Annotated in this window: 22 protein-coding genes; 11 read left to right on the forward strand and 11 right to left on the reverse strand. The window is 72.3% G+C overall.

All coding sequences use genetic code 11. The annotated features are described in order from the left end of the window. Window positions 1–149: 149 nt before the first annotated feature. A complete protein-coding gene (locus IE108_RS28120) occupies window positions 150–1463 on the reverse strand; it encodes a cation:proton antiporter (RefSeq protein WP_064725900.1) in 1314 nt (437 codons plus the stop codon). Between the two features lie 153 nt (window positions 1464–1616). Beyond that, window positions 1617–1904, reverse strand: a complete 288-nt coding sequence (locus IE108_RS28125; protein ID WP_064725899.1) for a DUF6355 family natural product biosynthesis protein — start codon at window positions 1902–1904, stop codon at window positions 1617–1619. A 290-nt stretch (window positions 1905–2194) separates the two neighbouring features. Here IE108_RS28125 and IE108_RS28130 point away from each other — a divergent pair, with 290 nt between their 5' ends. After that, window positions 2195–2920 carry a molybdopterin-dependent oxidoreductase gene (locus tag IE108_RS28130; protein ID WP_064725898.1) on the forward strand — a complete coding sequence of 242 codons (726 nt, stop codon included), beginning with the start codon at window positions 2195–2197 and terminating at the stop codon, window positions 2918–2920. Continuing rightward, on the forward strand, window positions 2904–3608 hold the full coding sequence (locus IE108_RS28135) for a cytochrome b/b6 domain-containing protein (RefSeq protein ID WP_079163378.1): 705 nt from the start codon (window positions 2904–2906) through the stop codon (window positions 3606–3608). The genes IE108_RS28130 and IE108_RS28135 overlap by 17 nt, the downstream gene beginning before the upstream one ends. A gap of 44 nt (window positions 3609–3652) precedes the next feature. Here the strand turns inward: IE108_RS28135 and IE108_RS28140 are convergent, their stop codons facing one another. Continuing rightward, window positions 3653–4021 carry a VOC family protein gene (locus tag IE108_RS28140; RefSeq protein WP_064725897.1) on the reverse strand — a complete coding sequence of 123 codons (369 nt, stop codon included), beginning with the start codon at window positions 4019–4021 and terminating at the stop codon, window positions 3653–3655. A gap of 62 nt (window positions 4022–4083) precedes the next feature. Between IE108_RS28140 and IE108_RS28145 the strand changes: the two genes are divergently transcribed. Next, window positions 4084–4545, forward strand: coding sequence for a MarR family winged helix-turn-helix transcriptional regulator (locus tag IE108_RS28145; RefSeq protein ID WP_064725896.1), 462 nt, complete (start codon window positions 4084–4086; stop codon window positions 4543–4545). 135 nt (window positions 4546–4680) lie between these two features. Beyond that, entirely contained in the window at window positions 4681–6000 is a 1320-nt protein-coding gene (locus IE108_RS28150; RefSeq protein WP_064725895.1) for a PP2C family protein-serine/threonine phosphatase, read from the forward strand. Between the two features lie 41 nt (window positions 6001–6041). Here IE108_RS28150 and IE108_RS28155 read toward each other — a convergent pair whose 3' ends face one another. The 5 genes from IE108_RS28155 to IE108_RS28175 all read right to left on the reverse strand — a co-directional run bounded on the left by IE108_RS28155 (window position 6042) and on the right by IE108_RS28175 (window position 14690). Continuing rightward, window positions 6042–7667: an ABC-F family ATP-binding cassette domain-containing protein gene (locus tag IE108_RS28155; protein WP_064725894.1), complete on the reverse strand. Its 1626-nt coding sequence runs from the start codon at window positions 7665–7667 to the stop codon at window positions 6042–6044. A gap of 79 nt (window positions 7668–7746) precedes the next feature. Next, window positions 7747–9381 carry an ABC-F family ATP-binding cassette domain-containing protein gene (locus tag IE108_RS28160; protein WP_064725893.1) on the reverse strand — a complete coding sequence of 545 codons (1635 nt, stop codon included), beginning with the start codon at window positions 9379–9381 and terminating at the stop codon, window positions 7747–7749. A gap of 284 nt (window positions 9382–9665) precedes the next feature. Continuing rightward, window positions 9666–11801, reverse strand: coding sequence for an FUSC family protein (locus IE108_RS28165; RefSeq protein ID WP_064725892.1), 2136 nt, complete (start codon window positions 11799–11801; stop codon window positions 9666–9668). A 157-nt stretch (window positions 11802–11958) separates the two neighbouring features. Beyond that, a complete protein-coding gene (locus tag IE108_RS28170) occupies window positions 11959–13110 on the reverse strand; it encodes an FUSC family protein (protein WP_229852446.1) in 1152 nt (383 codons plus the stop codon). A 179-nt stretch (window positions 13111–13289) separates the two neighbouring features. After that, window positions 13290–14690, reverse strand: a complete 1401-nt coding sequence (locus IE108_RS28175; protein ID WP_064725891.1) for a helix-turn-helix domain-containing protein — start codon at window positions 14688–14690, stop codon at window positions 13290–13292. Window positions 14691–15130: 440 nt separating this feature from the next. Between IE108_RS28175 and IE108_RS28180 the strand changes: the two genes are divergently transcribed. The 3 genes from IE108_RS28180 (at window position 15131) to IE108_RS28190 (ending at window position 16132) form a co-directional block, all read left to right on the forward strand. After that, window positions 15131–15391 (forward strand): HU family DNA-binding protein, encoded by a 261-nt coding sequence (locus tag IE108_RS28180; RefSeq protein ID WP_064725890.1) that lies wholly within the window; start codon window positions 15131–15133, stop codon window positions 15389–15391. Window positions 15392–15477: 86 nt separating this feature from the next. Then, entirely contained in the window at window positions 15478–15693 is a 216-nt protein-coding gene (locus IE108_RS28185) for a hypothetical protein (protein ID WP_064725889.1), read from the forward strand. Between the two features lie 214 nt (window positions 15694–15907). Then, complete coding sequence (locus IE108_RS28190) at window positions 15908–16132, forward strand: hypothetical protein (RefSeq protein ID WP_064725888.1); 225 nt, start codon at window positions 15908–15910, stop codon at window positions 16130–16132. A gap of 138 nt (window positions 16133–16270) precedes the next feature. Here the strand turns inward: IE108_RS28190 and IE108_RS28195 are convergent, their stop codons facing one another. Next, a complete protein-coding gene (locus IE108_RS28195) occupies window positions 16271–16771 on the reverse strand; it encodes a MarR family winged helix-turn-helix transcriptional regulator (RefSeq protein ID WP_064725887.1) in 501 nt (166 codons plus the stop codon). Between the two features lie 119 nt (window positions 16772–16890). Between IE108_RS28195 and IE108_RS28200 the strand changes: the two genes are divergently transcribed. From IE108_RS28200 to IE108_RS28210, 3 genes are all read left to right on the forward strand, one after another. Beyond that, window positions 16891–18135, forward strand: coding sequence for an MFS transporter (locus IE108_RS28200; RefSeq protein ID WP_079163377.1), 1245 nt, complete (start codon window positions 16891–16893; stop codon window positions 18133–18135). Window positions 18136–18202: 67 nt separating this feature from the next. After that, entirely contained in the window at window positions 18203–18724 is a 522-nt protein-coding gene (locus IE108_RS28205) for a cupin domain-containing protein (RefSeq protein WP_064725885.1), read from the forward strand. Beyond that, entirely contained in the window at window positions 18721–19122 is a 402-nt protein-coding gene (locus IE108_RS28210) for a VOC family protein (protein ID WP_064725884.1), read from the forward strand. Before IE108_RS28205 ends, IE108_RS28210 begins: the two co-directional genes overlap by 4 nt. Before the next feature lie 82 nt (window positions 19123–19204). Here IE108_RS28210 and IE108_RS28215 read toward each other — a convergent pair whose 3' ends face one another. Then, entirely contained in the window at window positions 19205–20092 is an 888-nt protein-coding gene (locus tag IE108_RS28215) for a septum formation family protein (RefSeq protein ID WP_064725883.1), read from the reverse strand. Between the two features lie 487 nt (window positions 20093–20579). On the opposite strand from IE108_RS28215, the gene IE108_RS28220 reads away from it, so the two are divergent. Further along, entirely contained in the window at window positions 20580–21044 is a 465-nt protein-coding gene (locus IE108_RS28220; RefSeq protein WP_064725882.1) for a phospholipase, read from the forward strand. A 151-nt stretch (window positions 21045–21195) separates the two neighbouring features. On the opposite strand, the gene IE108_RS28225 is transcribed toward IE108_RS28220, so the two are convergent. Then, on the reverse strand, window positions 21196–21639 hold the full coding sequence (locus IE108_RS28225) for a MarR family winged helix-turn-helix transcriptional regulator (RefSeq protein WP_064731578.1): 444 nt from the start codon (window positions 21637–21639) through the stop codon (window positions 21196–21198). Window positions 21640–21800: the final 161 nt, after the last annotated feature.

Consider the following 21800-nt stretch of genomic DNA (forward strand, 5'->3'; position numbering starts at 1 on the left):
TCGGACCGTCATCGAAAACACCTCGCGCAGCACGTACGGATCCTGGACGCGCCCAAGGTAGACGGCCGTGGCGGGCCGCTCCACCCATTAACCGGCAGAGGCGCACGGGCAGAGTCGGCACCGTCGCGAAGCGCAGGAGGCCGCCGGGTTCAGGGACGCTCGTCGGCCACGTCGTCCTCGCTCGGAGTGCGCCCCGTGTGGGGGCGGTCCTGGGCCCACAGCCGACGCAGCCGGTCCAGGCGGGAGATCGCGGGCGTGGCGGTGACGCCGTGCAGGACGACGGAGGCGAGGACGGTGAAGGCCACGACGGCCCACAGCTCACCGGAGGGCACGTGGAAGCCCTCCACGCCCAGTGCGTGCGCGAGGTAGAACAGCGAGCCGATCCCGCGGACCCCGAAGAAGGCCGTGACCAGGCGTTCCCGGGGACCGGCCGCCGTGCCCACCTGCGCGATCCACCCGGTCAGCGGCCGGGTGACGAGCAGCAGGAGCAGACCGACGGCCGCGCCCCGCCACGTCAGGTCCGCCAGCGCGCCCTGGGCCACGCAGACGCCGAGGAGGAAGAGGAGACCGGCGGTGAGCAGCCGCTCGACCTGCTCCACGAAGTCGTGCAGCACCGTGTGGTAGCCGTGGTCGCGCTCGGCGGCGCGGATGCGGCACGCGGTGACGAAGACGGCGAGGAAGCCGTAGCCGTGGGCCAGCTCGGTGACGCCGTAGGAGAGGAAGGTGGCCCCCAGGGCGACGAAGCCCTCCCGGTGCTCGGACAGCCGTACGACCTCCCGGGCGGCGCGGAAGAAGAGCCAGCCGAGCAGCTTGCCCACGGCCAGGCCGGCCAGGACGCCGACGGCACAGGAGTACAGCACGTCGACCAGCAGCCAGTGCCCCACCCAGCCGCCGGACAGGCCGGTGCCCGCCGCCGCGGTCAGCGCGATCGCCGCCATGACGACGGGAAAGGCCAGACCGTCGTTGAGGCCCGCCTCGCTGGTGAGGGCGAAACGCACCTCGTCCTCGTCGTGCTCGGAGTCGGTGGGGGCGCCCACCCGCACCTCGGAGGCGAGCACCGGATCGGTGGGCGCGAGCACGGCCGCGAGCAGCAGCGCCGCGGCCGGCGGCCAGTCCAGCAGCCACCAGGCGAGGAGCCCCGTCGCCGCGACCGTGAGCGGCATGGTGATGCCGAGCAGCCGCCACGTGGCTCGCCACCGGCGCGCGCCGAAGGGACGGTTGAGCGCGAGGCCCGCGCCCATCAGCGACACGATGACGCAGATCTCGGTCAGGTGCTCCACCCACACCCGGTCGCGCGCCAGGTCGATCTCGGGCAACGGCGTGGGCAGCAGTTGCAGCAGGATCCCGCCGGCCAGGAAGACCAGCGGCATGGACAGCGGCCGCCGGGCCACCAGCCGGGGGAGCACCGCGGCGGCGAGGGCACCCGCCCCGAGCAGGGTGAAGAGGAAGTCAGCCAAGGTCACCGCTGACGTGTGCCCGCCGACCCGAGACCGTACGCCCACCGCCGGCCCGGGTGTCCGGAATGACGCCGCGACGTGTTCGGGCAGCTGAAGACCCGGGGGGAGTCGCACGCGAGCGAGGGGCCGCGCTGCCGCCGCCCCCCGCTCCCGTTCACGTCAGCAGGTGCGGCCGGTGTACCACGCGCCGTCGATGTCCGAACTGGCGCCGATCCAGGTCACGCCCGGACCCACACAGCGTTCGCTGTTGGGCCCCCAGTCGTCGATCTCGATGACGATGCGCGAGCCGTCCGAGGTGCAGTGGTTGTAGTAGGCGTCGGAGGCGGTCTCGTAGAAGCCGCAGGGGTTCGCCGCGGCCGGGGCGGCGCTCAGGGCGAGCGCGCCGACCGAGGCGAGACCCAGTGCGAGGGAACCGACGGCACTGGTCACGATGCGACGAAGAGGCATGGAGTGCTCCAGACGGATGCGGGATCGGCGGAGCCGGAACTCCCGGGATCCGCCGCTCGGTTGTCGATGCGGTGCCAAGATTCACAGCTCGGCGCCGATGCCGCGATCGCCGTGGGCGCCATTCACCCGGCGAATCGATTTACTGCTGCGCTGAACAGTTGGTCTTCGCCGGTTCCCCGCATGCGCCGGAGCAGGGGCGGTTCGCCGCCTTCCGGGAGATCGGATTACCGAAGTCTGACGTCGTCCGGGATCCCCTGGCCCGGAGAACCCCGGGGTGCTCCAATGGCGGGGTGAACCCTGAACCACCCGAGAGGAACGGCGCTCCCGTGGGCCGGCGCGTCCTCCTCGGCACCCTCGGCCTCGGAGCGCTCGGGGTCGTGGCCGCCCCCGCGCTCCAACGCGGGATGGAGGCGTTCCTGGGCGGCGCCGCCCAACGGGACCCCACCGGACTGACGGACCTCCTCCCCAACGGCGGCGGCTTCCGCTACTACTCGGTCACCTCCTCCGTGCCGCACAAGGACGCCGGGAGCTACCGGCTCACCGTGGACGGCCTGGTCGACCGGCCGGCGTCGTACTCCCTGGCCGACCTCAGGGTGCTGCCCCGGACCCGTATGGTGCGCGATGTCCAGTGCGTCACCGGCTGGCGGGTGCCGAGCACCGCCTTCGAGGGAGTGCGTCTGTCCGAGCTGCTGGACGCCGCGGGGGTGCGCGCCGCGGCGGGCGCGGTGCGCTTCACCTGCTTCGACGGCGCGTACTCGGAGAGCCTCACCCTGGAGCAGGCCCGCCGCGCGGACGTCCTGGTCGCCCTGCGCATGCGGGACGAGGATCTGGGCCACGCGCACGGCGGCCCGGTGCGCCTGTACGTGGCACCCATGTACTTCTACAAGTCCGCCAAGTGGCTCTCCGGAATCACGCTCACGAAGAACGTCCGGCCGGGCTACTGGGAGGAGCGCGGCTACGACGTCGACGCCTGGGTGGGCCGCTCGAACGGACGGGACGATGAGCCGACGACCTGACGCCCCACCCGCCTCGGCCCGCGTCCCGCGGTTCAGTGCCACCGAGCGGTGGGCCCACCGCGCGACGGCCGGACTGATGGGCGTGTGCGTGCTGACCGCGGCCTGCCTGTACGTGCCACAGCTGGCCCAACTCGTGGGCCGCAGGGCCCTCTTGGTCACCGTCCACCAGTGGGCCGGTGTGGCACTCCCCGTTCCGGTCCTGGCCGCGTTGGGTTCGCGCGCCCTGCGCACGGACCTCGGTCTGCTGAACCGCTTCGGCCCGCACGACCGGCGCTGGCTGCTCGCCGTCCTGCGCAGGGACGGGCGGCGCGCCTCCCGGCCCGCGCACAAGTTCAACGCCGGACAGAAGCTCTACGCGGCCTGGGTGGCGGGCGCGACGCTGGTGATGCTGGGCACCGGACTGATGATGTGGTTCACCCACCTCACGCCCCTGGTGTGGCGCACCAGTGCCACGTTCGTCCACGACTGGCTCGCCCTGACCCTCGGCATCGTCCTGGCGGGTCACGTCGGGATGGCCCTCGCCGACCCCGAGGCCCGGCGGGGCATGCGGACGGGGTCGGTCACGCGGGAGTGGGCCGAGCGGGAGCATCCGCTGTGGGCCGACGAGCTGATGCGCGTGCCCGGGAACTCCCGGACGCGGCCCGCGCGGACGGGACCGCGACCGACCACCACGGACTCGGCGTCCTAGGGAGACCCCGTCCGGGCCGACGCCGTCCGTCCGGAGGGCGCGGCTCAGCCGCGGTCGTGGAGCGTCACCTGGTATCCGTCGGGGTCGGCGAAGGTGAAGGTGCGCCCGAACGGCCCGTCGACGGGTGCCGAGACGATCGTCGTGCCGGCGTCGGCGAGGGCGTCGTGGATGTCCTGCGCGTCGGGGGCGTGCAGCCACAGGGCCATTCCCAGGCCGGGCTGCGCGATCGCGGCCAGGTCGACGCCCTCGACGACATCGCGCACGGCGAACGCGATGGGCTTGGTGTCGAACACTACGGCGTGCGGCGGTCCCGCCTCGGAGCGCTTCAGTCCGAGGTACCGCTCGTAGAAGGCGGCGGAGCGCTCGAGGTCGCGCACCTGCAGAGAGATGAAGTCGGGTCCGGTGACGGCCATGATCCTGCCCTTCGTTGAATGTCAGTCTTCTGACACACCCCACGATATGTCAGACTACTGACATGAGTCAAGGTGAGCCCGGAATCGAGCTGGACACGTCGCTGGGGTACATGCTGAAGGCGGCTTCGAGCGCCCTGCACTCCGCCATGGAGGCCGTGCTGAAGCCGATGGGCATGACGATCACCCACTACTCCTGCCTGGAGCTGCTCGCCCAGCGCCCGGGCCTGTCCAATTCGGAGCTGGCCCGCGGCACCTTCGTCACCCGGCAGTCGATGAACGTGCTCCTGCAGGCCCTCGAACGCCAAGGACTGGTCGTCCGTGCCGCGCAGGCACCCGTGGGCAGGGCCCTGCCCACGGAGCTGACCGCCGCCGGGCGCCGCCAGCTCCGGGCGGCCAGCGCCGCGGTCCGCCGCGTCGAGCAGGACATGCTGGCCGGCCTCGACCCCGCGGACCAGGACCGCATGCGGCGCCTGCTCACGGCATGCATCACCGCGCTGAGCGGCCCACCCGCCTCGGCGGACTGACCGCGGGCGGGCCGCGCGGCCGGCCGGTGCCACCTGCGTTCGTGCTACAAATGCCTCTTCGGCTTTCGTGGCCGGTGAGCGAGTCCGGCTGTTGGGAACGAGCAGCCCTCCTTCTGGGTGATCAAAGGGGTGGCCATGTCCGAGCGCAAGGATCAGGACGAGGCGGGCTTCCTGGCGCCCGCTTCCTTGCCGGCGCTGGAGCGCCTGGCCCTGCTCGCCGACACCACGGCTCAGCTGATCTCCAACATCGATGTCGACGAAGCGCTTCATCGAGTGGTCGCCCTGATGCTGCCGCGTCTCGCGGACTGGGCGGTGATCGACCTCGTCACCGAGGCCGAGGAGGTCTCGCGGCACCTGGTGGTCCACGCGGAGCAGGGGACCCTCGTCAGACGCGAGGACCTCCAGGGCCCCATGCCGCCGGTCTCCGAGGACTCGCTCATGCCCTTGTCCCGGGCCCTGCGCGGCGTCGCCTCCAACCTCGCCGGCCCGGAGACGTACCGCGGGACCCCGGACACCGGCATCGCCGTGGAGCAGCGCAGACTGTTCAAGGCCACCGGGATCAGAACCGCCGCCATCGCCCCCATCCGCGGTCCCCGGGAGGTCGTGGGCGCCCTCACCCTGGGCCGCTCGCAGGCGAGCGGCCAGGACTTCACCGCGGACGACCTCAGCCTGCTCGAAGACATCGCCCGGCGCGTCGGCCTCGCCCTGGAGAACGGCCGGCACTACCAGCGCCAGGCCCAGGTCGCCGAGACCATGCAGCGCTACCTCCTGCCCCAGCTGCCCCAGCTGCCGGGCGTCGCGATGACGGCCCGCTACCTGGCGGCCCCGGACGCGTCCCACATCGGCGGCGACTGGTACGACGCCTTCCCGCTGCGGTCCGGCGACACGGCCCTGGTCATCGGCGACGTGGTCGGGCACGACCTGGAGGCCGCGGCCGGGATGGCGCAACTGCGCAACATGCTGCGCGCGTTCGCCTGGTCCGAGGACCGGGCGCCCCACCACATCGTCGAGGAACTCGACGAGGCCCTCGCCCACATCAGCGACGTCCGCATGGCCACCATGATCCTCGGCCGGCTGAAGCCGGACGCCGACGGGGAATGGCACCTCCGATGGACCAGCGCCGGACACCCGCCGCCCCTCCTCGTCGGCCACAACGGCCTGACCCGGTATCTGGACGAGGCCCGCGGGCTGCTCCTCGGCACCGCCGTGAAGCAGCCCAGGACCGACGCCCACATCGTCCTGCCGGCCGACGCCACCCTCGTCCTCTACACCGACGGCCTGATCGAGTCCCGGACCCGCTCCCTGGACATCGGGATGGAGAACCTGCGCCGCCACGCGGCCTCCCTGGCGCACCGCCCGCTGGACACCTTCGCCGACCAGCTGCTGCGGCGCGCCCGCCCGGCCGACAACGACGACGACGTCGCGCTCCTCGCCATCCGTATCCCGTCGCGCTGACGGCCCGGCCGCCCTCCGCCGCTGCGGTGAGGTCCGCCGCTCTAGCCCCGGGCCGCCCGGATCTCGCGACCGCGCCAACGCCGGCGCAGCCAGCGGTCGTGGCTGGCGACCACGATCGCACCGGGACCGGTGGCCAGCGCGTCCTCCAGTTCGTCGCACAGCCCGGGGGAGAGGTGGTTGGTCGGCTCGTCCAGCAGGAGCAACTGGGGTGGACGGGCGACGAGCAGGGCCAGCGCCAGCCGGCGTCGCTGGCCCACCGAGAGCCGCCCGACCGGTCTGTCCAGGTCGGCCTCGTGCAGCAGGCCCAGCGAAACCAGGGGCACCTTCTCCGCCCGGGCGGCGCCCACCGCCGTTTCGTACGTGTCCCGGGCCGTGCGCTCGGGGCGTTCGAAGACGCTGTCCTGGGTGAGCATCGCAACCGACAGACCGCGCCGCCTGCGCACCTCGCCCTCCGTGACCGCCAGCCGTCCGGAGAGCACGGCCAACAGCGTCGACTTGCCCGTTCCGTTGCCGCCCGTGACCAGCAGCCGATCGGTGGCGGCCACCTCCAGTGCGTCCAGCGCCAGCCGCCCCGGCACTCGTACGCCGCGCAGTGCGATCAGTGACCGCGGGCCCTCGTCCACCGGTGCCGCCAGGTCGCCGGCCGCGAACCGGAGGGGGCGCGGCGGCTCGCCGACCTGGAGGCGCTCCAGTTCCTCCAGCCGCCGGGTGGCGTCGCGCACCCGGCGGGAGATCGCCCCCTGGACCCGGCCCGCCCGGTGGCCGTAGCCCATCTTCTCGTTGTCGGTGCGCCCCCGGTCCGGGGCCACGCGGTGCGCGGTCACCCCCGCCGAGATGCGCAGCTGCGCCATCCTCTCCTGCTCCTCGGCGTACCGCCGTTCCCAGCGTTCCCGCTCGGCGCGCTTCTCGGACAGGTAGGCGCTGTAGTTGCCGCCGTAGCGGACCGCGCCCTCCACGGCTGGGTCGAGGTCGATCAGGTCGGTGCAGACGGCGTCGAGGAACACCCTGTCGTGGCTGGCGAAAACCACGGCCCCGGGCATCGAGCGGATCTGTTCCTCCAGGAACGCGGCGGCACCGTCGTCGAGGTGGTTGGTCGGCTCGTCCAGGAGCAGCGCCGAGGGCCGCCGGACGAGCAGCGCGGCCAGGGCGAGCCGCCCGCGCTGCCCGCCGGAGAGCGAGCCGAGCGTGCGGGCGTGGTCCACCGCACCGAGACCCAGACCGCCCATCACCAGGGCGGCGCGGCGGTCGGCGTCCCAGGACTCCCGGTCCTGGGCCCGTTCCAGGCGCTCGCCGTAGGCGTCCAGGACGCCTCGGTGGCCGGGGTCGTCCTCGGGGACGCGGGCGAGTTCCCCGCCCAGCCGGTCCAGTTCGGCGAGGTCCTCCCGGGCCTCGCGCAGCGCCTCGTCCAGAACGGCCGCGACGGTGGTGCCGGTGTCGAAAGGCATCTCCTGGTGCAGGAAGCCGAGGTCGGCGGGGCGGGTGACGCTGCCCCCGTCGGGTTCGTCCTCGCCGGCGAGCACCCGCAGCAGGGTGGACTTGCCGGCACCGTTCTCCCCGATCAGACCGATGCGGTGACCGGGGGAGGCAGTGAGTGAGACACCGTCGAGGACAGGGCGTCCGCCCAGGACGCGGATCAGGTCGTGGGCGAGAAGGGCGGGCTGTGGCATGGGGTGGTCCGTTCTGCGTGATCGGTGGTCGGCCCGCCGGGCCGAGGGCCTCGGACGCGGGCCACGTCACACGTACGGCTCACACCACCGGGGCTCCCGCTTCCGTCAGGGTCCCGTCGGCCAGCCGCAGGCGACGGCTGATCCCGATCCCGGCGAGGAACCGCTCGTCGTGGCTGACCACCAGGAAGGCACCCTGATACGAGTCGAGCGCGCTCTCCAACTGGCCCGCGCCGACGAGGTCGAGGTTGTTGGTGGGCTCGTCGAGCAGCAGCAGATGGGGCGCCGGATCCGCACACAGCACGCAGGCCAGGGTGGCGCGCAGCCGCTCACCTCCGGAAAGGACACCGACCGGCAGATGCGCGCCCGGCCCCCGGAAGAGGAACCTGGCGAGCAGGTTCATCCGCTCCGCCTCGGGCCGCTCCGGGGCGAACCCGGCGAAGTTCTCCGCCACCGTACGGCCCGGGTCCAGCAGGTCGAGACGCTGCGAAAGGTAGGCGATCCGCCCGTCGTGGCGCCGGATCTCGCCGCTGTCCGGCTGGAGGGAGCCGGTGATCAGCCGCAGCAAAAGGGTCTTCCCGGCACCGTTGGGGCCGGTCAGGGCGATGCGCTCGGGGCCCCGCACGGTCAGGTCGACGCCGTTCCCGGCGAAGACCTCCACGTCGTCGAGCCGCACCCGCATACCCGTGCCCTGGAACAGAGTCCGCCCCGCGGGCACCTGGGTGTCGGGCAGTTGCAGGGCGAGCTTGACCTCCTCACGCACCGCACGGCCGGCCTCGTCCAAGCGGGCCCTGGCCTCGCTGACCCGCGCCGCGTGCATCGTGCCGGCTCTGCCCGCGGCCTCCTGCGCGCCCCGCTTCATGTTCCCGGCGAAGATCCGCGGAAGGCCGGCGTTCTTCAGGTTCCGCTGGGCGTTGCCGGCGCGGCGCTCGGCGCGTTCGCGGGCCTGCCGCATCTCCCGCTTCTCGCGCCGGAGTTCCTGCTCGGCGCTGCGGACGTTCTTCTCGGCGACCTCCTGCTCGGCGACCACGGCCGCCTCGTAGGCGGTGAAGTCGCCCCCGTAGAGGCGCAGGTGGTCGCTGCCGAGTTCCGCGATGCGTTCCATCCGGTCGAGGAGGGCGCGGTCGTGACTGACCAGGAGCAGGCAACCGGTGAAGTCCGACAGCACGTCGTACAACTTGTGCCGGGCCTCCGCGTCGAGGTTGTTGGTGGGCTCGTCGAGGAGGAGGACGTCGGGCCGCTTGAGCAGTTGGGCGGCGAGGCCGAGGGAGACGGCCTGGCCGCCGCTGAGCGTGGCGAGGCTGCGGTCCAGTGCGAGGCCGGCCAGGCCGAGCCGGTCGAGCTGTGCGCGGCTGCGCTCCTCGACGTCCCAGTCGTCGCCGATGGTGGCGAAGTGCTTCTCGTCGACGTCACCGGACTCCACGGCGTCCAGCGCGCGGATCTTGTCGGCGACACCGAGCACTTCGGCGACCGTGAGGTCCACCGACAGCGGCAGACTCTGCGGGAGGTGTCCGAGGGTGCCGCTGACGGACACCGAGCCGGCCAGTGGCCGGAGTTCACCGGCGATCAGCTTGAGCAGGGTGGACTTGCCGGAACCGTTCGGGGCGACGAGGCCGGTGCGTCCGGGCGGCACGGTGAAGGACAGGTCGTCGAAGACCTGGGTGTCGTCGGGCCAGGCGAAGGAGAGGTTCGAACAGACGATGGCGGCGTCGGACATGAAGAGGAGACCTCTGAGGAAATGAGGGCAGAGCGTTGTCCCCTGCCCTGGGCAGACGTGGGGAAGGAGGTACGACGAGACGGGCCACCTCGGCAGCGCTCCGCGGCGCCGGCCGGTGGCCGTCAGATCCGGATCTCATCCGGAGATGTCGTCGTCACCCACCACGTCTGTAACTCCTCGATCGACGGTCTACGCGGCTGCCGAGGATAACAGGCACGGTCGTCCCGGTGGCGACACCGTCCGGGGCGAGCCCGTTCCCGCCCTCCCTTCGACCTCACCGCTCCTTACGGCACGTCGCGTCGGCGGGGCGCCGGACGCCCCGCGCCGGTCGCGGTGGCGAGGTCCCCGGCGAGGGCCTGCAGCCACACCTCCAGATCGACCAGCAGGGACCGCGCCCCGGGCGACGTCGCGGACCGGAGGACCGGGGACAGCGGTGCGATCCGCAACGTGACCCCCGGCGAAGGGAGATCCGCCGCCCTCAGCGCGGCGGCCGCCACCTGCTGCCCGGCCGTCTCCACCCACCGGCGGGCGTCCGGCGAAAGGCCCGGCGCACCCAGCGCGGGCGGCAGCCAGTAGGCGCCGGAGAGCACGCGCGAACCGTAGTTGAGGGCGGCGAGCCAGTCCGGACCGTCGTCGTCCGACCGAAGGGCGGCCTCCGTACGGAACTGGGCGTACGCCGCCTCCGCGATGCGAAGCCGGTGCAGGGCGGGCCACAGGGAGCCGGACGTGGGCCGCTCCGCGGTGTCCGCCTCCGGCTCCGCGCGCCGGCCCGTCACGGCGTCCGCGGTGTCCAGCACCACGGGTGCGGTGGCCCGCAGCAACGCCGCCACACTGCGCCGCATCTCGGTGCGCGCCCCGGCCGGCCACGCGAGGAGCCCGCACACCAGCCCGATCCCGCTGCCGGTCAGCACGTCCACCAGCCGCGCCTCCTCCAGCCGCCACGTCACCGGGGCGATCTGGGCGAACGCCGTCGACACCACCAGCGTGAACAGCCCCTGCGCCCACGCCGGCCCGCCGACGGGCCCCACCGAGAAGGCGATCACCATCATCGGCACCAGCAGACCGGCGTATACCGCGGTCGCGTCACCCGCCCCGATGATGAGCGCGCCGGCGACCACGGCACCGACCAGCGTGCCCGCGGCGGCCGACCGCACGGCCGACCAGGTGCCGACCGCCGTCGTCCGCGCCAGGGTGAGGACGCTCAGCAGCACCCAGAAGCCGTGCGACAGGTCCAGCGACCCGGCCACCAGACGGGCCAGCGCGAGCCCCAGCGCCGTACGGACGGCGTTCTGGAACACGACCGAGCGCGGCGTGAGATTGCCGCGGACCCGCACGAACCAGAGCCGCACCGCCGGCACCCGCGCATACCAGAACTGCTCGTGCGGCAGCCCGGGTACGGCCCGGTCGCCGCCCGTCGCGAGGCCCGCGGCGGTACGCACCGTCACCGCCGAAGCCGCCACGGTCAGCAGCGTCGACCTACGTCGCAGGAGCGCGTAGGGAGGAACCCCGCGGCCCTCCGGTTCCCCGGCCCGCTCGTCCAGGAACCGGGCCGTCATCTCCTCGAGGAACTCGGTGCCACGGGCGGAACGGCCACCCCGCAGCACGCCCGCCGCGTCGGAGCACGCCGCCGCGACGCCGTGCAGCAGGGCCTGTGAGGCGGTGTCGGCGGGAGCGGGTGGGAGTCCACCGAGCGAGGCCAGCTGGTCCAGCAGCCTGCGCGCCGCCGACCCCGCCTGGGCCAGCGCCCGGTCGGTCCGTCCGGCGCCGGTCGGCCGGCACCCGTGGGGCTGCCGCGAGAACCGCAGCTCCCGGCCGGTCGTCCGCAGCCGGTCGGCCGTCCGGCCGTCGACCGACTCGGCCCGCAGCAGGAGCCTCGCCGTGTGCGCCGCCAGGTCGAGGGCGTCGGCGACCCGTTCGGTGTACAACGGCCGCCGCGGCGCCGGGAACAGCAGCAGCTCGCCCAGCAGCAGCGCTGCCGCACCCAGCAGCAGGCCCAGCAGCCGCTCGGGCAGGGTGGTGGGGGCGTAGGGCGGGAAGCAGGCCAGGATGTAGCAGAGCTGCAGCCCGGGTACGACGCTCGCCAGCCGCGGGGTGCAGGCCGCGCCGAACGTCAGGACGAGGGCGACGACGAGCATCCCGGCGGCCGCCGCCCACGTCGTCACCGCGAGCGCGGTACCGAGCGCGATCAGCGCGGCGGCGGCCGGCGCGGCGCGCAGGACACTGCCGGCCCGGTGCTGCCCCGAGCCCGGGAGCGGAGACAGGACGCCGAAGGCGATGGGGGTGAAGAGGGCGTACAGCGCGACGACCGGCCGGTCCATGAGGTACGCCGCCGGGTAGAAGCCGACGGCCGCGGCGAGCGCCACCCGCACCGCCCGCCCGCCCCCGCCGAACGACTCGGTGAGCGACGGCAGTCTCGGCATCGCCACCCCTCCCCGGCCTGGCCGCAGGCACCGGCTCCTCGAAGACAAAGTCCCGCGGACGCCACATCATGCCGAGCGCCCGCACCGGGCGGGGGCCGCCGCACCCGGGAGGCCCGGGACCCTCGCCCGACCGGCGCATCGGGCACGGGCGCCCCTGTCACTCGTCGGCGGTGGTCTTGAGGACGTCGCAGGTGTTCTGGAACTCCTCCATGAGCCGGGTGGCCTCGACGACGAGGACTCCGTAGGGGCGGGAGGCGTCCGACAGGGGGAGCGAGTCGTCGTGCGCCGCCGTGAGCACGTTCTGCAGGGCGTCCTGGGAGAGCGTGGCCAGGTGGCACATCTCCTCGGCCTGCTCGGTGAGGCTGTCGGCCTCGAGGGACGCCATGATGTGGGCGATGTCGCGCAGGCTGCTCGCGAAATCCGCGTACGCGCGCAGGGTCGGGGCGTAGGTGTAGGTGTTCTCCGTCTCGCGCCAGCGCCCCAGGCTGCGGGTGAGGGAGCCCAGCTGGTAGACCGCGCGCTCCAGGGCGTCGACGCTCTGCTGATAGCGCCCGAACGTCAGGTAGCGGCGGTGGGCGGGCAGCAGGCGGCGCGGGTTGAAGGGGAGGCTGTTCTCCGCGGTGGCGAGCCCCGCCCGCGCCTGCCCGACCGCGCGCTGCGCGCTTTCGCCGGCGGCACGCCACTGCTTGGCCCGTTCCGCGTCCACGTCGCCCGTGCACAGGCCGTCGGCCATGTCGTCCAGCAGGCTTTCGATCTCGGCGGCCAGGACCTGGAGACCGTGCTCGGCACCTCGGTACCGCAGCGGCGGCGCGATGGTCAGGTTCACGAGGAGGCCGACACCGCATCCGACGAGGACGAGCAGGACGATCTGTCCCAGCTCGATCACTCGCTCGCCGGTGCCGGACGCGGCGGCGTACGTGGAGAAGGCGAAGAAGGCCGCGGTGGCGACCTGGGAGCGCTGCTCACCGAGGGCGGGCCACCGTCCGACGGTGAGGGCGATCACGGCGACCAGGACGAACGCGATGAGGTCGGGTCCGGCGACGAACCCGACGGCCGCCTGCACGGCCACCCCCACGGTGACCGCGGCGGTGTAGCGCAGCGCCTGCCACACGGACTGGTAGATCGTCGCATTCATGATCAGTACGGCGGAGAACGGCGCGAACGCCGGTGAGGCGGCGTGCAGGACGTCCTGCGCCAACCACCACGCCAGCGTCGCCGCCAGCGCGCTCTTTCCCACCAGGAGCGCCGTGTTCCGCTCGTGCCCCGGCGCATCCCACGCCCTGCGCAGCCATGCCCTGCAGCCTCGCACCCATTCCACTGTCGTGCCCCGAACTCCCACTCGCTGTTCTCGTACGGCGGGGCAGGTACCCACCCCAGGTCAGATATGTAGGAGAGCGAAGCACTGATTGCGGCGGTGTCCACGCCACCGAGGGGGTGTGTCACCGGGGACGCGGTGGTGGTCGTGGCATTCCGGGGGCGCGGGGCGGGTCAGGTGAGGGGTTGCCAGTGACGGTCGAGGGTGTCGTACGTGTACCGGGGCAGGTCTTCGACGGAGCTGGTGCGGAAGGGGCGGCCGCCGTCGTCGACGCGCAGGGTGCCGGTGCGGCCCTGGGAGGACCAGTCGAGTTCGAGGTACCACTGGCAGTCGCAGGTGCGGGTGGCGGCGGTGACGTGGAGCACCTCCGGGTCGGTGGCCGAGACCCGGTAGGGCATCCGCACGGCCGGTATCGGCGTACCGGCGTCGTTCCCCGCGACGGCGCGGGCCAGCGGCCGGTCCTTGTCCAGGTCCACGGCGAAGGCCCGGGGCGTGAGGGACCCGCCGCAGCCCTGGTCCATGGCGTACGCGTTGCCGCCGGCGGGCGCGCTGCGTCCGACGACGCGAACGCGCAGCGCTTCGAGCACGACCGCGGTGTCGCTGAGTCCTTGCACGGTCAGCTGCACGAGTGTTTCGCCGCCGTGTACCGCGTTCTGCGTCGCCGCCCAGGGCGCGGCGTCCTGCGGCGCGGGGGGAGGAGGCACCCGGCCGGGCGGCTGGGCGATGACGTAGTCGTGGCCGCAGCCGAATTTCCAGGCGTGGGAGTTCACGGACCAGGTCAGTGGGGAGCGGGCGGGCCGCTCGCCGTCGACGGCGGCGGACGCCGCGTCGGACGGGGCGGTGGCCCGCGACTTCCGGGGTGCGGGCGCCTGTGCAGACCGGGCGTCGGCGGGCGTGCGGCTCGGACCGGTCGAGGCGCGCGGCCGCTCGGACACCTCGGACTTAGTCTTCGTCTTCGCCGTGCCGGAGGCGGCCGGACCGGCCGCGGCCGGGGTGCCGGCGGGTGACCGCTGCCCGTCCGGGAGCGCGGACAGAGCCGCGAGCGTCGCGAGTACGGTGCAGGCACACGCGAGTCCGGCGGCGGGGCGTCTACGGCGGTACCAGGGCCTGCGCGGCTGGGAGACCGCCCCGGGCTGCGGCGGCACGGGATCCGGCCCCCCGCCCTCCTCCTCGGGACCCGGCTCGCCGACGTCAGTCACCGCCGTGCCCGCACCGCCTGCCGCCTCGTCCCCGGCATCCACCGCCGACTCGCCCATGTCGCCGGTCTTCGTTGTCCTGCCCGCGCGGGGCTGGTGGCGTGCCGCGACGGCCTGGAGCCAGCAGCGGTGAAGTTCGAGGCGCTGCGCGGGTGTTGCCCCGCACAGCGCCGCGAGACGTTCGACGGGCGCGAAGTCGAGCGGTACGGCCTCGCCGGTGCAGTAGCGGTGCAGCGTCGAGGGGTTCATGCCCAGCCGGCGGGCGAGTGAGCCGTAGCTGCGGTCGGTGCGTTCCTTGAGCGCCCGCAGCAGCGCCGCGAACCGCGCGACCTCGACGTCACCTTCGCCGCCGCTCTGTGCCGGCACAGCTTCCCCCATCCTCGTCCCTCCCCGACTCCGGGCCGGGGAGGGTGCCCCAGGCTCTCCTTTTATGTGCACGTCACGGGGGCGGGGTTGGTTCCACCGATGCTCATCCGGGCTTACGTCCTCCGCTGACGCCGCCCACAGTCCGCATGGCGCGCAGCCACCGGCCGCCCTGGTCGGCCCTTGTGGGTTTCCTACTGTGAGGTGCATCTACCAGGGTCTCGAGGCATGAAGTAATGGCAGGGACGTAAGGACGATCGCCGCAGCGCGGCGCCCGCATCCCGAGGCGACCGCGGCCGCGTTATGCGCCGCGTCGCTGCGAACGCCCGGACACGGCGAGCTTCATGGCTTGGCCCCTGCATCGACGGGGGCATGACTGACCCACTTCGACGGCTCACTGGCCGCCACGGTGGGGTCGCTGCCAGGGGCGGCGCGCCGATGGGAAGGAGAACGGAGTGGACAAAGCCCGACTGATTGAGGCAACCGCACATCGTGCTGCCCCCGAGGGAGGCCGAAGCCTCACCGTCGAGGACGTGGAACGCGTCTGCGATGCCCTGTTCGGCACCGTCGAACGGCCAGGTGTGATCGCCGAGGCTCTCGAACAGGACGAGAAGGTGATTCTGGGCAGCTTCGGAGGGTTCCGCAGGGACGACCGCGACGCGGCGTTCGACCCGGGCACCGCGCTCACCGAGTACCTGCGCGGCGAGACGCGCTGAGCACGCACACGGCCAGGCGACGCCCCGTGCGGCGAACCGCGCCGAAGCAGGCCCAACCGGACCGACAGAAGAGGACGTGAGCTGTCATGATCGTTAAGAAGCTGCACGAGTGCGGTCTGCGCTCCGAGCACGCGTACGCCGCCGCCTTCGCCTCCATAGGCCTGTCCGTGGCGTCCTGGTACGCCTCGCTCGGGATGGAGAAGAAGGGGGAGGAGCGGGCGGACCGGTGGGGCATCTTCGTCGGCGAGTGGGCGCCCACCTTCTTCGGGCTGGGGCTCGCTCTGGCCAACTACGAGAAGTAGGCCCCCTCTGTCCCCAGCCTTCGGAGCCCGAGGCCCCGTCCGCAAGCGGGCCCGGTTGCCGCGACCGAGCGCAAGGAGGGCGCCTCGCGCTGATCCGTCCCAGCCTTACGCGTCCGTTGCCCCGGCCCGGTCGGCGGGTGCCTGCCTGCCCTCCCCGGCCGGGCCGCGGACTCCTCCGTTCGCCCGGAACCGGTTCGGGCAGCACGCTGGAGGTGTGACCAGCGCTCCGATCGTGGTGCACCGGCCCTCCCTGACCGGGGGCCGGCGCGTGAGCGTGCACCGCCGCGGACGGGACGAGATCCTCGGTGTCGCCTACAGCGACCACGACCTGGCGGTGTTCCTAGAAGGCGCAGGCATCGCCGACCCCGAAGCACTGCTGGACGACCCGCGCTGGGTGGAGTGGCGCGATGGCCCCGCCCACGACTTCAGCGCCGCCTGACACCACTCCGGACAGGGCGCGGCCCTGATGCCCAGAGGAGCGTGGACCGGAGCCCATCAGCCACCACAGGGCGCCGGCTGCCGCCTCTACGGGACGCCTGACCGGCCACAACCGAAGCGCTGCACATGGCCAGCGCCCTCATGCGGTGTCGCCCAGGGCCAGCAGCACCTCCCGCAGATCCTCGGCGGTCCTCTCGACCAGGTCGCGGTCCACGGTGGCGAGAAGGCGGGCATAGTTCGCCAGGTGGTCGGCGAAGACGGCCCGGGTGACGTCGTGCCCGTGGTCGGTGAGGCGGATCTTGACGGTACGCCGGTCGGTGCCCTCGCGTACCCGCTCGACCAGGCCCTTGGCCTCCATCTTGTCGATGCGGTTGGTGATCGCCCCCGAGGTCACCATGGACGCCTTCAGGAGAGCCCCCGCCGTGAGGGTGTAGGGAGGTCCGGAGCGCTGGAGCGTGGTGAGCACATCGAACTCTCCGTGCTCCACTCCGTGTGCGGCGGCCGTGTCCTTAGCGGACTTGTCCACCACCCGGGCGAGCCGCTGGATCCTCGCGAACATCTGCACCGGCCACAGGTCGTCCGTCACATCGGGGCGCTCCTTGGCCCACTGCCCGACGATCACGTCCACGACGTCACTCATCCTCGCTGCCCCTCTCCACGGCTTCCTCTCAATGTTAAGACACTTGACGTTGAGAGGATCCTGATGTTTTTATCTCAACGTTGAGATTATCAACGATGAGAGAGAGGCGGGCGCCTTCGATGCCCAAGCTCGCACTTCACCCCCGAACCCGGGCGCCGCTCGCCGAAGCGGATCCGACATCGCGCCAAGTCCCCGCCTGCTGGCTGGTATTGCTCGCCGCTCCGGTCGCCGCGAGCGCCAACGGCCCGGTGCTGATCCTCCCCGGCATGGCCGACTCGCTCGGCATCCCCCCGCCGACGGCGACGTGGCTGGTCACCGTCTTCGCCTGGGCCTTGGCCGTCGGCACCCCGCTCATGGCCGGCTTGCTGCGCCGCAGCGGGCTCAACAGCACGCTGAGGCTGAGTACCGCCCTGATCATGACCGGGACCGCGCTCATCGCCGTGGCGCCCTGGTTGCCGCTGGCCCTGGCGGGCCGCGCGGCTCAGGCGATCGGCGGCGCCGGCCTGGTCATCGCGGCGATGAGCCTGGCGGGCTCGGTCCGCCGCATGGGGCTGATCACGGCGGGCTTCGGCACGTTCGGCGCGGCCGGTCCCCTGATCGGCTCCACACTCGCGGACCTGGCCTCATGGCGGATGTCGCTCGCGGTGGGAACGCTCGCACTCCTCGCCGTACCCGCGATCGGCCGGCACGCCGCCACGCGCTCGCCGGCGCCCCCGTCCGCGCAGACGGCCTCCTTCGACGGCCGGGGCGCCGCCCTCCTCATCGCGACGGTGACGGCCCTCGTACTCGTCCCGCGCCACCCCCTCCCGGCGGTTGCCGCCTGCACGGTGACGGCCGCGCTGCTGGCCGCGCACATCCGCCGCCACCCCATGGGCTTCGTCCCGGCAACGCTGCTGCGCACCCGTACGTTCGTCCTTTCCGCCCTGCTCGCCTGCGCCCTTGCGACCTCGTACTTCGCCCTGCTGTTCACCGTCCCGCGACTACTGGGCGACCGCACCGGCTGGTCGGCGGCGGCGATTGGCACCGGCCAACTGGTCGCCCTGCTCGCGGGCTCGGCGCTCTCCATGGCGCTGACCGCGGTCTCCGCCCGGATGAGCCGCCCGCGCATCCTCGCGTTCCTGCTCACCGCCGCAGCGCTCGCCCCGTGTACCGCCCTGCTGACCCCCTGGACGCCGCCCCTCCTGCTCGTCGCGACGTTGGCCGTCTTCGCGGCGAGCGCGGGCCAGGCGACGCTGGCGGTCTGGGCCGCCGAAGCCGCACCGGCCGCCCAACGCCCGACCGCGATCGGCCTGTTCAACCTCTGCTACCAGCTGGGCGGAGCCTTCGGTCCCGCCCTCGCGACCCTGACCACATGGGGCGGCTGACACACAGCGCCCCGTTCAGGCCCCCAACTGCGCGAGACGACCTCGCACACCTCAAGGAGCGACGACCATGAACGAGAAGACGCCCGCCGAGTCCGCGACCCGCACCGCGCCCGCCGCCGTGCTGACCCGCCGGGCCACTGCCGAGACCTGTGCCGATCCCAGCAGCGTGATGACCCTACTGGCGGATGCGCACCCGGACACAGGAGGATTCACCAGCTACCGGTCCACCTTTGCCAAGGGCGCGGCCGGGGCACCGGCCCACTTCCACACCCGTGCGTCGGAGTTGTTCTTCGTGATCAGCGGGGCGCTGCAAGTACTGGTGGGCGAGGAAGTCACCATCTTGTCCGAGGGCGACTTCCTCGCGGTGCCGCCCCATACGGCACACGCCTTCGCGGCCGCCCCCGGCTGCGAAGCGGACGTCCTGTTCGTCTTCACACCCGGTATGGACAGGTTCGACTACCTGCGTCTGCTCGGCCGCGTGATGCGCGGGGAGGCGGACCCGAAGGAAATCGCCGAGTCGTCGGAACGCTTCGACAACCATTACGTCGACAGCCCCGCCTGGCGAGCCGCCCTGGAGGCCTCCGCATGATCGACTCCACCACCCGCATCCGTCTCGCCCGCCCCTCGAAGAATCTCGCCGCCGCGGAACGCTTCTACGTCGCGGGCCTCGGTCTCCAAGTGCTCTGGCGGACCGCTGAACGGGCCCCCGGCACACACGACCTGCTCATGGTCGGACCGTCCGACGCCACCTGGCACCTGGAACTCACCCACAACCCCGAGCAGCCGCTCACACCCGCCCCGACCGTGGACGACCTGCTCGTCATCTACCTCGGGACTCCGATCGACCCCGCACTGACCGCCCGCCTGGAAGCCCACGGGGGCACCAGAGTCCCCGCGCACAACCCCTACTGGGACCAGCACGGCGTGACCGTCCGCGACCCGGACGGCTACCTCCTCGTCCTGTGCTCACGCAACTGGGCCGGCTGATCCCGACAGCGGTGCCGCACGGGTAGTTCGCGGAAACGAGAGGGGGCGGGCACCGCCGACCGGTGCCCGCCCCTCAGGTGTGTCAGCCTGCCCAGACCTCGGCCTCGTCGGCCGGGACGGTGGTGGCCAGGTTCAACTCCTTGCGGGCCGCGACCGACTTGTTCGGGTCGATGCCCGTGAACGCCGGGTCATAGGCGACGTAGAACGTCTCGGCGTCGGCGGCGCCCGCGGCCTTGTCCCAGTCGCCGGCCGCCTTCGCCAGCGTCGAACGGAGCGCGCCGACCTCGGCGCCGTCGATGCCCTTCAGACCCTCGACATGGGCGTGGAGAGCGGCCGCGACGGCCTTGGCCTGCGCCTTGTAACCGGGCAGGTCGGCCTCGACGGTGTCCTTCTCCGACTGGTTCGCCCACAGGGCCTCGTAGACCGCGTTCGACCCCTTGAGGTACGTGAGCTGCTCCGGCTTGAGGGACTTCGCGGTGTCGAGCGTGCCGTTCAGCGCGCCCTTCTCGGCGGTGTAGGTACAGCTCACCGAGCGGTCGCCCGTCGCCCAGCTCTCCGCGGTCGGGGTGTAGTAGAAGAGCTCGGCGCCCTTGGGGAGCGCCCAGGTGTCCGGGGCGTACTTCTGCGCCTCTACCGGGCAGCGGGTGTCCGCGACCGCCGAGACACCGTCGTCACCGGGGTACTGCTTGCCCTCGTCGATCGCGAACTCGCCCACGACCTGGCCTTCGTGCGCCTCGTCGCAGGGCACGATCTCGACGGTGTACGCCGTCCCCTCGGCCTTGCCGGACGGGTTGTAGCAGTCACCGGTGTCCAGCGAGAACACCGAGCGCTGGCGGGCCACCTTCTTCGCGCCGTCCTTGGCGCTGTCGACGGCGTCGGTGACGTCCGAGCACCCCACCAAGCCGATCGCGAGCAGGGCGGTGACGGCGGATATGCCGTGAAGGGAACGATAGGGGGCACGGACAGTCATGACGTGTACATCCTCTTACTTGATCTTTATGAGGGGCATGCGGATCGTATGCCACCCCGGTGCCCGGCCGTGACCCGGTGGCTTGTGACAGGCCTTCACCTCACCGCGGCTTATCCGACTCGGGACAGGCCCAGAGGGTTGTACCGGCACGAAGACCCGAAACCGGTACGCCGGCCGGCACCGGTGGAGCCGTGCTCTCGCACCGGATTCTCGTCCGTTTCCGCCAGGCCGTGGACCTCGCCGACGACCACACCCAGGGGCACCGTCTGCACGTCGCTGTACCCGTCGGCATCGATCCCCCGCACACTCCGATCGGATGCCCCAACGCAGGTCGCCCCCGCGGCAGTTACCGACTTCTGCCCCGGCGTCCCCCTAGGACCCCTGACCCCGGGGCGCACGACCCCAGACCCGGCCCCGGAGGCTTCCCGACCGCCCCTTGCCGGTCGAAGCTGAGGACGACCTTGGAACCGTCCCCCAGGAGGAACACGTGCGCCGTCGAATCACCGCCGCGGCCCTGACGTCCGCAGCCCTCGCCCTGTCCGCCATGGCCGCAGCCCCGGCGTCGGCCGCCCCGGCCGACAAGGCTCAGGTACTCGCGAACTGGACGCAGACCAGCGCGAGCAGTTACAACGCCTGGACCGCGGCACGCGCCAACCAGGGAGCCTGGAGCGCCTACGGCTTCAACTGGAGCACCGACTACTGCTCGACGTCCCCCGACAACCCCTTCGGCTTCCCCTTCAAGACCTCCTGCGCCCGCCACGACTTCGGCTACCGCAACTACAAGGAGGCCGGCACCTTCAGCGCCAACAAGGCTCGCGTGGACAGCGCCTTCTACGCCGACCTGAAGAGAGTCTGTGCCGCCTACAGCGGCGCGACGCGCACCTCCTGCGACGCGACGGCCTGGACGTACTACCAGGCCGTCGACAAGCTGGGCTCCCCGGCGGCAGGCTGACGCATTCCCCGGAGGGGGCTATGGCTCGAGACACGACCAGGCCCCCTCCGATGGGAGAGCACCGCCGGGAGTTCGACTCGTCATCCGAGACAAGGAGCTCGTGAGCCTTTCCACCCTCACGAGCTCGCTCGCCGCGACAGTGGATCTTGGGTCAGGGCTGCGGGTCGGCCTGCGCGGGCTCCCGGATCTCCTGCAGCGATTCCTCCATGGCCTGCCGGGCACGGGTGAACCAGTCGGCCAGTACGGCCCTGTCCTGTGGCGTGTAGTCGGCAGCTAGAGCCGCCAGCCGCTGGTAATGCGGGCCGTAGACGGCGTATACCCGGCTCGCGGCGTTCTCGTCGAGCACCACCCGCACCCGTCGGCGGTCCGCGGGGTCGGGCTGCCGGCTCACGTAGCCGGCGCGTTCGAGACGGTTGATCACGCCGGTGATCGCACCGGTGGTGACGTTGGCGTGCTGTGCCAGATCCCCGGCGCTCAGATGCCGCTCCCCGGCGCCGATGACGTGCCCGAGGCAGGTCAGGTCGGTCACGTTCAGCCCCAGCCGCTGTGCGATGTCGTGCTGGGACACCAGGGCGAGGGCGACCATGCGGTCCATCGCGTCCAGCGCCTCCTGTGCGGTCGCGTCACGACGCGGCGTGCCCTCCCGCGGCTTGCCCTTCACCAGACATCTCCTTACTATCTAAGAAACTTAGCTTAGAAGCTAAGACTTCTCGGCCGCTTGCTGTGCTGCCGAAGATACAAAGCCACGGGAGAAAG

Source organism: Streptomyces parvulus, from assembly GCF_014648855.1.
GTDB classification, from domain to species: Bacteria; Actinomycetota; Actinomycetes; order Streptomycetales; family Streptomycetaceae; genus Streptomyces; species Streptomyces parvulus.

Coding starts and splice junctions, on each gene's coding strand:
- IE108_RS28125 (WP_064725899.1), bottom strand. CDS start 1,904: ATGCCTCTTCGTCGCATCGTGACCAGTGCCGTCGGTTCCCTCGCACTG.
- IE108_RS28135 (WP_079163378.1), top strand. CDS start 2,904: ATGAGCCGACGACCTGACGCCCCACCCGCCTCGGCCCGCGTCCCGCGG.
- IE108_RS28140 (WP_064725897.1), bottom strand. CDS start 4,021: ATGGCCGTCACCGGACCCGACTTCATCTCTCTGCAGGTGCGCGACCTC.
- IE108_RS28145 (WP_064725896.1), top strand. CDS start 4,084: ATGAGTCAAGGTGAGCCCGGAATCGAGCTGGACACGTCGCTGGGGTAC.
- IE108_RS28150 (WP_064725895.1), top strand. CDS start 4,681: ATGTCCGAGCGCAAGGATCAGGACGAGGCGGGCTTCCTGGCGCCCGCT.
- IE108_RS28155 (WP_064725894.1), bottom strand. CDS start 7,667: ATGCCACAGCCCGCCCTTCTCGCCCACGACCTGATCCGCGTCCTGGGC.
- IE108_RS28160 (WP_064725893.1), bottom strand. CDS start 9,381: ATGTCCGACGCCGCCATCGTCTGTTCGAACCTCTCCTTCGCCTGGCCC.
- IE108_RS28165 (WP_064725892.1), bottom strand. CDS start 11,801: ATGCCGAGACTGCCGTCGCTCACCGAGTCGTTCGGCGGGGGCGGGCGG.
- IE108_RS28175 (WP_064725891.1), bottom strand. CDS start 14,690: ATGGGGGAAGCTGTGCCGGCACAGAGCGGCGGCGAAGGTGACGTCGAG.
- IE108_RS28185 (WP_064725889.1), top strand. CDS start 15,478: ATGATCGTTAAGAAGCTGCACGAGTGCGGTCTGCGCTCCGAGCACGCG.
- IE108_RS28195 (WP_064725887.1), bottom strand. CDS start 16,771: ATGAGTGACGTCGTGGACGTGATCGTCGGGCAGTGGGCCAAGGAGCGC.
- IE108_RS28200 (WP_079163377.1), top strand. CDS start 16,891: ATGCCCAAGCTCGCACTTCACCCCCGAACCCGGGCGCCGCTCGCCGAA.
- IE108_RS28205 (WP_064725885.1), top strand. CDS start 18,203: ATGAACGAGAAGACGCCCGCCGAGTCCGCGACCCGCACCGCGCCCGCC.
- IE108_RS28210 (WP_064725884.1), top strand. CDS start 18,721: ATGATCGACTCCACCACCCGCATCCGTCTCGCCCGCCCCTCGAAGAAT.
- IE108_RS28215 (WP_064725883.1), bottom strand. CDS start 20,092: ATGACTGTCCGTGCCCCCTATCGTTCCCTTCACGGCATATCCGCCGTC.
- IE108_RS28225 (WP_064731578.1), bottom strand. CDS start 21,639: ATGGACCGCATGGTCGCCCTCGCCCTGGTGTCCCAGCACGACATCGCA.